Genomic DNA, 12,954 nt, shown 5'->3' with positions numbered 1-12,954 from the left:
GGGGGGGGACAGAAGGGGCGACAACCGGCCGGGGGGGGGGGGGGGGGGTGGGGGGGGTGGGGGGGGGGGGGGGGGAGGGGGGGGGGGGGGGGGGGGGGGGGCCCCCCCCCCCCCCCCCGCGGCGTCCTCGTGTTCGCCACGCGCGCCCGGCGCGCCGCCCCGGAACCGTCAGAACGCGCAGTCCACGTGTTTGATGGCCTCCACGAAACTGGCCACCAGCCGCCGGGGCGCGCCGACGGTGCGGATCTCCGGGAGCCGGGCGAAGAGCTCCCGGAAGAGCACGGTGACCTCCATCCGGGCGAGGTGGGCGCCCAGGCAGAAGTGCGGGCCCACGGATCCGAAGCTCATATGGGGATTGGGGTCCCGGGTGATGTCGAACCGGTAGGGGTCGGTGAAGACCTCCTCGTCCCGGTTGGCGGACCAGTAGAAGAGCAGCAGTTTGTCGCCCTCCGTGAACCGGTTGCCGTTCACCTCGCAGTCGCGGGTGACGGTGCGGCGCATCCAGTTGATGGGGGTGGCGACCCGCAGGATCTCCTCCACCGCGCCGGGGGCGTACTTGTCGAAGTCGGAGAGCAGGAGTTCACGCTGCTCGGGGTGTTCGGTCAGCAGCACCAGGCCGCGCGAGATGGCGTTGCGGGTGGTCTCCATTCCGGCCACGACGAGCAGGATGAAGAAGGAGGAGAGTTCCTCGGGGCTCAGCCGCTCACCGTCGATCTGCGCCTGCACCAGCCGGCTGACCAGGTCCCCGGTGGGGTTGCGGGTCCGGTCCGCGGCGAGCCGGGAGATGTAGTCCGCGAGTTCGTGCGAGGTCTTCAGCAGGGCGGCCGTCGCCTGGTCCGGGCGCGGTACGTATTCGGGATCGAACGTTCCGACGATGACGTTGGACCGGTCGTAGATGAACTCGTAGTCGTCGCGGGGAATTCCCATCATCCCGCTGAGCACGGCGATGGGCATGATCGCGGCGACCTTGCGGACGAAGTCGCCCGGACCCTCCGCGATCAGATCATCGACGATCCGTCGTGCCGCCGTGTGCGAGGCGACCTCGAACTCCGCCGCCATTCCGCGGCCGAACGCACGGGAGACCAGCCGCCGCAAGCGAGCGTGCTGGGGATTGTCCATATTGATCATCGAACCGAAGAAGCTGTTGAACTGCTCCGGCAGGTCGACGATGCTGATCGCGGTGGGCAGGGAGCCGAAATCCTGCGGCCGTCGGCTCACCTCGGCGATATCGGCGTGCCGCACCATGGCGTAGTAGCCGGAACCGTGGGCGAACCCCGGCATGGCCGGCTCGTGGAAGAGGACGGGCTCCGGCCGTCGGCGCAGCGCCGCGAAGGCCGCGTCGCGATCGCCGTACGGTCGGGCCCAGAAGGACAAGTCGGTGAGGTCGATGTTCTCGACGCGGGCGAACCTGGAATCCGGGGGATACACGGCGCCTCACTTCAGGCTCGGAGTCTACGGTCGGCAATCGGCACGAATCGCCCGACGGGTCCCCGGATACGGCGGAATTGACGTCCGCTTTCACGGATACCCCTTGCGGCATATCCTTTGCGGCGCCGACAGAATGCCAAGCGGTCCCCGGCCTCTCCTGAGCTCAGGCGATCCAGTTCAGGGCAAGTATCCCGCGCCGTCCTTAAGTGCCCCTAATCCGCGCGGACATCACATCCTCAGCACTCGAAAGAGGTTCTGACGGCGGGCTAGAATTTCCTCATGGATCTTTCCGTGCCCGTAACCGACGATGTGACATTGCATTTCCGGCACCGGCCGGGAACCGCGTCGCTCCCCTTCCTCCTGGTACACGGCATGGCCTCCAGCGCCCGGCTGTGGGACGAGGTCGCCGACCATCTGGCCGCCGCGGGGCATCCGGTGTACGCGGTCGATCTGCGGGGCCATGGGGAGTCCGACACCCCTGAGGAGGGCTACGACACCCCGACGGCGGTGGCCGACCTGGTGGCGGCCACCGCCGCCCTCGGCCTCGGCCGGGTGGTCGTCGCCGGACACTCCTGGGGCGGCAACGTCTCCGTCCGGCTGGCTGCCGAGCACCCCGGACTCGTCGCCGCGCTCGCCCTGGTGGACGGCGGCTGGCTCGAACCGGCCAAGACCTTCAACTCCTGGGAGGCGTTCACCGGCGCGCTGCGTCCGGCCTCCCTGGAAGGCGCCACCGTGCGGAGCGTCACCGACTACTTCCGCGCCATCCACCCCGACTGGTCCCCCGCCGCCATCGACGCCGCGGTGGCCACCATGCGCGTCAACCCGGACGGTTCGCTGTCCCGGCGCATGTCCATCGAGCAGCACATGTCGATCCTGCGAAGCATCTGGAACGAGCCGCCGGGGCCCTGGTACGCGGCCGTCGAGGCACCCACCCTGCTGATGCCCGCCATCCCCAAGGGAGCGGACCCGCGGTGGGCGGAGCGCATCCGCTCGCGCATCCTCACCACCACGGCGGAGCTGCGCGACGCCACCATGCGGGAGTACCCCGACTCCGAACACGACCTGCACGCCCAGCATCCCGAGCGGGTGGCCGACGATCTGCTCGAGCTCGCCCGTACGGCGGGTCAGGCGGCTCCCGCCGCGCCGTGACCGGTGGCGCATGACCCCCGTACGGCGGCGCCGTACGGGGGTCATGTGTTCTGCCGCGATCCGGCCGGTCAGGCTCCCAGCTCGCGGTCGAGGAGCGCGAACATCTCATCGGCGGTCGCCGCGGTGAGGTCGTCACCGTCCACCGCTTCGTCGCCGGGCGCGTCCTCGGTGTCGGTGTACTTCCACAGCAGAGCCTGCAACCGGTTCACAAGGCCCGCGCGGCGCGGATCCCCGGGGGTGAGACCGGCCAGCGCCGTCTCCAGTCCTTCGACGTGTCCGAGCGCGGGGTGGTCCGTCGCCGACTCCTCCGGGAGCACATGGGCCAGCAGATGGCCGGCCAGCGCGTCCGGTGTCGGATAGTCGAAGACCACCGTCGTGGACAGGCTCAGCCCGGTGACGGCGCGCAGCCGGTTGCGGAGCTCGACCGCGGCGATGGAGTCGAACCCCAACTCCTTGAAGGGCCGGTCCGGTTCGACCGCCTCGGGCGATGGATAGTGGAGGACGGCCGCCACATGGGAGCGGACGAGCGCCAGCAGCCTCCCGGCCCGCTCCTCCCCGGGCAACGCGGCCACTTCCTGGCGCAGGACGGCCGCCTCGTCACCACCGCCATCGGCGGGGTCGTCTCCGGCACCCGCCGCCTGACGGGCTGCCGGTATCCCGTCGAACAGCCTGCTCGTCCTGGCCAGGGTGAACAGGGATACGAACCGCTCCCAGCCGACATCGGCGACGACCAGGGCGGGATCGCGGTGGTCGAGCGCCTGGCGCAGCGCCGTCAGCGCGAGCCGGGGCTCCAGGGGGGTCAGCCCCTGCCGCCGGGAACGCTCGGTGTGTACGCCCAGGGCGTCGCCCTGTCCCTCCTGGTCGGTACGGCCTTCGTCCGCCGGATCCCACGCCAGATCCCACAGGCCCCAGGCGAGGGACACCGTGGACCGGCCCTCGGCGCGGGCCCGCTGTGCCAGGGCGTCGAGGAAGGCGGTGGCGGCCGCGTAGGCACCGTGGTCCTTGCTGCCCCATGCGGTGGCGACGGTGGAGAAGTGGACGACGGTGTCAGCGGCCTCAAGGCCGCAGAGCTCGGCCAGCCACGGTGCGGTGTCCGCCAGTTGGCCGGAGACCTCAGCGGCCAGCCGTTCCGGTGTGAGGTCCAGCAGCGGGGCCAGTTCGGCGGAGGCCGCGGTGTGGACGACGGTGCGGACGCGGTCACCCGACGCGGAGAGCTCCTCGATCAGACGGACCACACCGTCCCGGTCGGCGGGCGCGCAGTCGGCGACGGTCAGCCGTGCGCCGAGCGCGGCGAGTTCCGCCGTCAGTTCGGTAGTGCCGGATCCGTTGCCCCTGGCGGGGCCGAGCAGCACCACATGCCGTGCCCCCTCGGTGGCCGTCCAGCGCGCGACATGGGCGGCGGGGCCGTCGGCGTCCCCCGTGATGAGCACGGTGTCGCCGGGTGTCCAGGACCGCTCCGGAACACCGCTCCCGACCGGGGCGGGCACCAGCCTGCGGCCGAACGCTCCCTCGGCGCGCAGCACCACCTGGTCCTCGCCGGTCCCCGCGGCGAGGACACCGCGCAGCCGCTCGGGAACCACCTCGTCGGGGGAAGCGGGCAGATCCAGCAGCCCGCCCCACACCTCGGGCAGTTCGAGCGCCGCCACCCTCCCCAGGCCCCACAGCTGGGCCTGCGCCGGATGGTCCAGCGGATCACCGTCGCCGGTGGAGACGGCGCCACGGGTGGCGCACCACAGCGGTGCGTCGAGAGCCGACTCCGCGAGGGTCTGGAGCAGGGTGAGGGTGCCGGTCAGCCCGGGCGCCACCTCGACGGCGGCCTCGCCGTCCTTGTCGTCGAGGGCCAGCAGCGACAGCACTCCCGCCGGCGGTCGCTCCATATCGGCGCGTACGGAACGCAGCAGTTCCGTGAGGGTCTGCCGGTCGGCGGTGTCGGGTACCTCCAGCCGGTGCACCGTGGCCCCGTCGGCGCCCAACGCCCCGGCGCACACCTCGGCCCATCCCTCGGCGCGGCCCTCCGGGCGGACCAGCAGCCAGGAGCCGATGTCACCCGAACCCGTGTGGTCCAGCGGCTGCCAGGTGAGGCGGTAGCGCCAGGAGTCCACGGTGGAGCGCTCCCGCCGTGACCGCCGCCACTGCGAGAGCGCGGGCAGCACCTCTCCGAGTGCGGAGCGGTGACCACCGTTCGCGGTGAGGCTCAGGGTCTCGCCGAGAGCGTCCAGATCACCGCCCTCGACGGCGGCCCAGAACCGCGACTCGTCCTCGTCGGCCGTGCCCGCGATGTCGAACGACACCGAGTCGGGCAGCCAGTAACGCTCCCGCTGAAAGGCATAGGTGGGCAGGTCGACGACGCGGGGTGTCCCCGCGCCGGACGGCCAGAGCGTGGTCCAGTCCACGGCCGCCCCGGCGGTGTACGCCTGGGCGAGCGACTGCGCCAGCTGCGTGCTGCCGCCGTGGTCCCGGCGGAGCGTGGGGACGGTGACGGCGTCGGTCCCCGCCGCCTCGAAGGTCTCCTGCATACCGACGGTCAGTACGGGGTGGGTGCTGGCCTCGATGAACAGCCGGTGGCCATCGGTGAGGAGGGCCGCCACGGCATCGGCGAACCTCACCGGCTCCCGCAGATTGGTCACCCAGTAGCCGGTGTCGAGCGCTGCGGTGTCGAGGCGGCCGCCGCTGACCGTCGAGTAGAAGGCCACGGTCGACGTGGTCGGCCGGATCCCGGCCAGCACCTCCCGCAGCTCGTCGGCGATCTCATCCACCTGGGGGCTGTGCGAGGCGTAGTCCACCTCGATCAGTCGGGCCCGGTCGCCGCTGTCCTGACACCCGGTCACGACACGGGCGACCTGTTCGGGCGGACCCGAAATCACGGTGGAGGCCGGTCCGTTGACGGCGGCCACCCCGACATCGGGCGCGTCGTCACCCAGCCGGGTGAGCAGTTCGGCGACCTCGTCCTGGCTCAGTCCGAGGGAGGCCATGGCGCCGCCACCGGCCAGCTGTCGCAGTGCCTTGCTGCGCTCGGCCACGACCTTGGCACCATCATCCAACGACAACGCACCCGCGACCACCGCCGCCGCGATCTCACCCTGACTATGACCCACCACCGCGGCGGGCTTCACCCCATGCCCCGCCCAGACGGCGGCCAACGACACCATCACCGCCCACAACACCGGCTGCACCACATCAACACGACCGAGATCCGCGGCACCCCCGACCCCCCGCAACACCTCCGTCAACGACCAGTCCACATAAGGGCCAAGAGCACGCTCACACTCGGCCACCCGCCCCGCGAACACCGGCGACGCCTCCAGCAGCCCGGCACCCATCCCCACCCACTGCGAACCCTGACCCGGGAACACCAGCACCGGGCCCAGGTCCATGGAGTGCGCGGAACGGCCGGGGTGGATCACACCCGGATGGACCTCCCCCGCGGCCAGCGCCTCCACGGCCGCCAGGAGTTGGTCGCGGTCCTCCCCCAGCACCACGGCCCGGTGGTCGAGCACCGACCGAGTGGTGGTCAGCGACCAGCCGACCTCGGATGCCGTCAGCCGGGGATCGGCGACGGTGTGGGCCGCGAGCGCGGCCGCCTGGCCGCACAGGGCCCGCTGACCGCGCGCCGACAGCACCCACGGCAGCACACCGGGCGCCGCGCCGTCCGTCGGTTCGACCGGCTCCTCGGGCTCATCCGGTGCCGGTGCCTGCTCCACGATCAGATGGGCGTTGGTACCGCTGATGCCGAAGGAGGAAACGCCCGCGCGGCGCGGCCGCTCGCCCTGCGGCCATGCCACCGGCTCGGTCAGCAGCCGCACCCCGCCACCGTCCCACTCCACATGCGGGGACGGTTCGTCGATGTGCAGGGTGACCGGCAGCCGTTCGTGCCGGAGGGCCATCACCATCTTGATCACGCCCGCCACCCCGGCCGCCGCCTGGGCGTGTCCGATGTTGGACTTGAGCGAGCCCAGCCACAGCGGCCGGTCCTCGGGACGGTCCCGCCCGTAGGTGGCCAGCAGCGCCTGGGCCTCGATGGGGTCGCCCAGAGAGGTCCCGGTGCCATGGGCCTCCACCGCGTCCACCTGGTCGGGCGCGAGCCGTGCGTTCGTGAGTGCCTGCCGGATCACCCGCTCCTGTGAGACGTCGTTGGGTGCGGTGAGCCCGTTGCTGGCACCGTCCTGGTTGACGGCCGAGCCGCGGATGACCGCGAGCACACGGTGGCCGTTGCGCCGGGCGTCCGACAGCCGTTCCAGCAGCACCAGACCGACACCTTCGGAGAATCCGGTGCCGTCCGCGCCCGCCGCGAAGGACTTGCAGCGTCCGTCGGGAGCGAGTCCGCGCTGCCGGGAGAACTCGGCGAAGGCGGTCGGAGTGGTGAGCGCGGTGACACCACCCGCGAGCGCGAGTTCGCATTCGCCCTGCCGCAGCGCCTGGCACGCCAGGTGCATGGCGACGAGCGACGACGAACACGCGGTGTCCACCGTGACAGCCGGGCCCTCCAGACCGAAGGTGTAGGCCACGCGGCCCGATACCACGGAGGTCAGGCTGCCGGTGGTGGCGTAGCCCTCGAACCCCTCGGGCACGTGGGGCATCCGGGACAGATAGTCCTGGCTGGAGACACCCGCGTACACACCGGTGGGGGTGCCCCTCATCGCCGTCGGATCGATGCCCGCGCGCTCGAACAGCTCCCAGGAGACCTCCAGCAGAAGCCGCTGCTGGGGGTCCATGGCCAGCGCTTCCCTCGGGCTGATGCCGAAGAAGTCGGCATCGAAGCGGTCTGCGTCACGCAGGAACCCGCCGTGCCGGACGTAGCTGGTACCCGGGTGGTCGGGGTCCGGGTGGTAGAGCCCCTCCAGGTCCCAGCCGCGGTCGGTGGGAAACCCGCTGATCCCGTCACCGCCGGAGGAGACCAGTTCCCACAGCTCTTCCGGGCAGCTCACCCCGCCCGGATAGCGGCAGGCCATGCTCACCACGGCCAGCGGCTCCTGGGACCGTTCCTCGACCTCCCGCAGCCGCTGTCGAGCCTGTCCGAGATCCACCGTGACCCGGCGCAGATACTGGCGGAGCTTGTCTTCCGTACCCGACATCAGTCCTCACTCGCGGTCAAGAGGGCAGTTCCCTGTCGATGAACTCGAACAACTCGTCGTCCGACGCGGACTCGAGGGCACCGTCGTCCACGGTGTGTCCGGCGGTGGTCTCGGCTGAGCCGTCGGTCAGCCGCCACAGCAGCGTCTCCAGGCGTTTGGCCAGCCTGCCGCGCGCGTCGTCGTCGGGGGCGAACGCGGCCATCGCCGCCTCCAGCTTCGCCAGCTCGCCGAAGACGGGTGCCGGGGCCGCCTCCCCCGCGGGGCAGAGTTGCCCGCGCAGTTCCCCGGCGATGGCCGACGGGGTGGGGTGCCGGAAGACGAAGGTGGCGGGCAGTCGCAGTCCGGTGTCCGCCGAGAGGCGGTTGCGCAGTTCGACGGCGGTCAGCGAGTCGAATCCCATGTCCTTGAACGGGGTGTCACCGGACACCGCCCCGATGTCGCTGTGGCCGAGGACGGCTGCCGCCTGGGTACGGACGAGCGTGAGCAGGACATGGTGCTGTTCCTCCGGCGGAAGCCCGGCGAGCCGGCTGACCAGACCGGCCGCGGGCCGTCCGGTGGCGGCGGTGCGCCGGGTGGCCGTCCCGTCGGCGACGAGGGCCCGGAGCAGTGCGGGCAGGGTGTCGGCGGGCTGCGCGGCCAGGGTGCGTACGTCCAGATGGACGGCGGCGGGCTGCGGGTCGCCGTGCCAGCACGCCGCATCCAGCAGTTCCAGCGCCTGTTCGCCGGGCATCGCCGCGATCCCGGAGCGTGCCATCCGGGCGAGGTCGGCCTGGGCGAGGTGGCCGGTCATACCGCTGGCGTCGGCCCAGAGTCCCCATGCCACCGACACCCCGGGCAGTCCGGCGGCCTGCCGGTGGGCGGCCAGCGCGTCACAGAAGGCGTTGGCCGCCGCGTAGTTGGCCTGACCCGGGCTGCCCATCACCCCGGCCGCCGAGGAGAACATCACGAACATCCCCAGCCGCAGATGCTCGGTGGCGGCATGCAGATGAGCAGCGGCCGCCGCCTTCGCCGCCCACACCCGCGCCACCTGTTCCGGTGTCTGCGAGGTGATGAGGCCATCGTCCAGCACACCCGCCGCATGGATGACCCCGGTCAGCGGATGCGCCGGATCAACGCCCGCCACCAGCCCCCTGACCGCCTCGGCATCGGTGACATCCGCGGCGACGACCCGCACCTCGGCGCCCAGTTCCTCGAGGTGGGCCATCAGTTCCTTCGCACCGGGCGCGTCGGGACCACCACGGCTCACCAGGAGCAGATGGCCGATGTTCCACGCCCGGACGAGGTGTTCGGCGACGAGTCCGCCGAGGGTGCCGGTGCCACCGGTGATCAGAACGGTCCCATCGGGGTCCACCGGCGCGGGGACATCCAGCACCAGCTTGCCCGTGTGCCTGGCCTGACTGAGACACCGCAGCGCGTCCCGTGCCCGGCTGAGCGGCCATGAACGCACCGGAAGCGGCTCCAGCGCCTGGGCCTCGAAGAGCCCGGTCAACTCGTGCCACATGCGGTGGATGAGGTCCGGACCCGCACCCGTGATCAGGTCGTAGACGCGATAGGTCACCCCGGGGTGGGTGGCGGCGATCAGATCCGGGTCGCGAAGGTCGGTCTTGCCCATCTCCAGCAGACGACCGCCGTCGGCCAGCAGCCGCAGCGACGCGTCGACGAACTCCCCGGTGAGGCTGTTGAGCACCACGTCCACACCGCGTCCGCCGGTGGCTTCGCGCAGAGTGTCCTCGAAGTCCAGATCACGGGAGGAGGCGCGGTGCGCGGCGTCGATGCCCATGGACTCCAGCACCGGATGTTTGCCGGGGCCGGCCGTCGCGTAGATCTCCGCGCCCAGATGACGGGCGATCCGCACGGCCGCCGTTCCCACACCACCGGTCGCGGCATGGATGAGGACCGATTCGTCCGCGCCGAGGCCGCCCAGTTCGACCAGCCCGTACCAGGCGGTCAGATAGGCCACGGGGGCGGCGGCCGCCTGCTGGAAGCTCCAGCCGGCCGGGATCGGCGCGACGAGCCGGGCGTCCGTGACCGCCAACGGGCCGAAGGACTGGTCGAGGACGCCCATGACCCGGTCGCCCACGGCGACGCCGGTGACGTCCGGGCCGGTGGCCACCACCACACCGGCGCCCTCACCGCCGAGGCCGGTCTGCCCGGGCACCATACCGAGGCTCACCAGCACATCACGGAAGTTGACCCCGGCGGCGTGGACGGCGACGCGCACCTGTCCGGCCTCCAGGGGCTCCAGCACCTCCGGACAGGCCACCGGGGCCACGTTCTCCAGCGTCGCGGTGCCCGTGGTGTCCAGCCGCCATGCCGCCGGCTGGCGGACCGGGCCCACCAGCCCGGCGCCTCCCGCGCCGGCTCGGAGGAGACGTGGCACGAGCACCCGGCCCGCCCGCAGGGCCAGTTGGGGTTCGTCCGCCCGCAGGGCTCCCGCCACGGCGGATCGGACGATTTCGTCATGCGTACCGGGGTTCCCTGCGTCATGGTCGAGATCCACGAGAAGGAAACGCCCGGGGTTCTCGGACTGGGCGCTGCGGAGGAGGCCCCAGAGCGCGGCGGCGGCCGCGTCCACGGGACCGCCACCGGCCGTATCGCCCACGGGGCCGTTCACCGCGACGGCATCCCGCGTCAGCACCGCGAGCCGTGCGTCGGCGAGCCGCGGTTCGGCCAGCCAGTCCCGCACCAGTTCCACGGTGCGCTGTGCGAGCGCCAGCCCCTCTGCCGCCGCCCGTGGGGCGTCGCCGCCGATGCCCGGCGCGTGATGCCTGCGATGGGGCAGCACATCGGCGAGAACCACCGACGGTACGGGCTCACCGCTGTCGAGGGCCGAGATCAGCGCCGCCAGGTCCGCGTGGCCGTGAGGGCCGAGGACGGCCCAGTCATCGGCTCCGGCCACCGCCTCATCGATCTCCGGAGCGGGCGGCAGCGCGGTCCAGCCGACGGTGAACAGGCTGTCGGCGCGGGATGTGTGCGCCATCCGCAGCTGGTCGGCGCCGGCGGGCCGCATGGCCACCGAGTCGACCGTCAGCACCGGAGCGCCGATGGCGTCGGCCACGGTCATCCGCAGGCCACGCTCGCCCTCCGTGGTCTGCGGGCGGGGAGAGAGCCGCACCCGCACGGTCGTCGCCCCGGCGGCCCACAGCGCGACACCGTTCCAGGCGAAGGGCAACCACATCTGGTTGTCGCCCGGCTCGATGCCATGGTCATCGGTGCCGGCGGTGGCATCGGTGTCGAGCTGGTCGATGAGCAGGGCCGGATGCAGGGCCGCGTCCAGCAGGGCCGGATGGATGCCGAAGCCGGCCGGGTCCCCCGCGGCCTCGGGCAGCGTCACTTCGGCGAGCACATCGGAACCGTCCCGCCACACGGCACGCAGCCCCTGGAACGACGGCCCGTACGCGTATCCCGAGGCCGCCACCCGCTCGTAGAACCCGTCCACGTCGAGCGGGTGCGCACCCGCCGGCGGCCACGCCGCGTCCAGCCCCGGCGTCTGGTCAGCACCGTCCGCGGGCGGGCTCAGCACACCCTCCGCGTGGCAGACCCATCCGGTGTCCGCCCCGGTGGTGTCATCGGGGCGGGAGTAGATCTGAGCCTCGCGGCGGCCGTCGGCACCGCTCGCGCCCACGACCACCTGGACGCGCAGCGCGCCCGACTCCGGCAGGACCAGCGGGATCTGGAGCGCCAGCTCCTCCACCCCGCCACAGCCGACCTCGTCCGCGGCCCGCAGCATCCACTCGGCCAGCGCGGCTCCCGGCGCCAGCACGGTCCCCGCCACCACATGGTCACCGAGCCAGGTGCTCGCGCGTGCGGAGATCCGGCCGGTCAGCACATGGCTGCTGCCGTCGGCCAGTTCCACGGCGGCGCCCAGCAGCGGATGTCCGGCGGAGGTCAGACCGAGATCGGTGGGATCGCCCGCCCGGCCGCCGCGGCTGTCCAGCCAGTACCGCTCACGCTGGAAGGCGTAGGTGGGGAGTTCCACCACGCGCGGAGGCGGTGAGACCGGGAAGAGGGATGTCCAGTCGACGTCGGTCCCGGCGATGAACGCCTGACCGAGTGAGCGCACCAGCTGCTCCCGGCCGCCGTGGTCACGGCGCAGCGTCGGCACCGTCACCGCTTCGACGCCGGTCGCCTCGAAGGTCTCCTGCATCCCCAGGGTCAGTACAGGATGGGTGCTGGCCTCGATGAACACTCGGTGGCCGTCGATCAGCAGCGCCTCGACGGTGTCGGCGAACCGCACTCGCTCGCGCAGATTGCGCACCCAGTAGGCGGTGTCCAGAATGTCGGTGTCGACCGGACCGCCGCTCACCGTCGAGTAGAACACCGTGCCCGAACCGGTGCTGCCGACCGGGCTGATGCCGTCCAGCACACGCATCAGCTCGTCGTGGATCTCGTCGACCTGAGGGCCGTGCGAGGCGTAGTCCACCTCGATCAGCCGGGCCCGCTCGCCGCTCTCCTCACAGGCCGCGACCACGGCTGCCACCTGCTCGGGTGGACCTGACACCACGGTCGAAGCGGGTCCGTTGACCGCGGCGATGCCCACACCGGCGACCCGGCCGGACAACGCCGAGAGCAGTTCGGCGACCTCGTCCTGGCTCAGTCCGAGGGAGGCCATGGCGCCGCCACCGGCCAGCTGTCGCAGTGCCTTGCTGCGCTCGGCCACGACCTTGGCACCATCATCCAACGACAACGCACCCGCGACCACCGCCGCCGCGATCTCACCCTGACTATGACCCACCACCGCAGCGGGCTTCACCCCATGCCCCGCCCAGACGGCGGCCAACGACACCATCACCGCCCACAACACCGGCTGCACCACATCAACACGACCGAGATCCGCGGCACCCCCGACCCCCCGCAACACCTCCGTCAACGACCAGTCCACATAAGGGCCAAGAGCACGCTCACACTCGGCCACCCGCCCCGCGAACACCGGCGACGCCTCCAGCAGCCCGGCACCCATCCCCACCCACTGCGAACCCTGACCCGGGAACACCAGCACCGGGCCGGTGTCGTTCGTGGTCACCGTGGCTCCGGACAGCGCCGCGCCCGCCTCCGGCTCACCGGTGGCCAGTGCCCGCACCGCCGCGATCAGCTCCTCGTGGTCCTCACCCTGGACCACCGCACGATGTTCGAACACGGAACGAGTGGTGATCAGCGACCAGCCGACCTCGGCGGGAGTGGCTTCGGTGTCATCCGCGTATCGCGCTACCAGTGCTGTGGCCTGGGCGCGCAGGGCTTCGGGACTGCGTGCGGACAGCACCCACGGCACGACTCCCACCGGATCCGACGAGGACTCCGCGACCGG

The 12,954-nt window shown here is 71.9% G+C and carries 4 protein-coding genes; 1 reads left to right on the top strand and 3 read right to left on the bottom strand.

Going from position 1 to position 12,954, the window contains the following annotated elements:
• Positions 1 to 168: 168 nt before the first annotated feature.
• Positions 169 to 1,428, bottom strand: a complete 1,260-nt coding sequence (locus AC07FT_RS36165; protein ID WP_479180404.1) for a cytochrome P450 — start codon at positions 1,426 to 1,428, stop codon at positions 169 to 171.
• A gap of 279 nt (positions 1,429 to 1,707) precedes the next feature.
• Here AC07FT_RS36165 and AC07FT_RS36160 point away from each other — a divergent pair, with 279 nt between their 5' ends.
• A complete protein-coding gene (locus AC07FT_RS36160) occupies positions 1,708 to 2,577 on the top strand; it encodes an alpha/beta fold hydrolase (protein WP_471206949.1) in 870 nt (289 codons plus the stop codon).
• Between the two features lie 68 nt (positions 2,578 to 2,645).
• Here AC07FT_RS36160 and AC07FT_RS36155 read toward each other — a convergent pair whose 3' ends face one another.
• Positions 2,646 to 7,649 (bottom strand): type I polyketide synthase, encoded by a 5,004-nt coding sequence (locus AC07FT_RS36155; RefSeq protein ID WP_479180402.1) that lies wholly within the window; start codon positions 7,647 to 7,649, stop codon positions 2,646 to 2,648.
• Between the two features lie 16 nt (positions 7,650 to 7,665).
• Complete coding sequence (locus tag AC07FT_RS36150; protein WP_479180401.1) at positions 7,666 to 12,909, bottom strand: SDR family NAD(P)-dependent oxidoreductase; 5,244 nt, start codon at positions 12,907 to 12,909, stop codon at positions 7,666 to 7,668.
• Positions 12,910 to 12,954 lie beyond the last annotated feature (45 nt).

The sequence above is a fragment of the Streptomyces sp. NPDC045899 genome (assembly GCF_056431485.1).
This window is presented reverse-complemented; position numbering and strand designations above follow the sequence as displayed.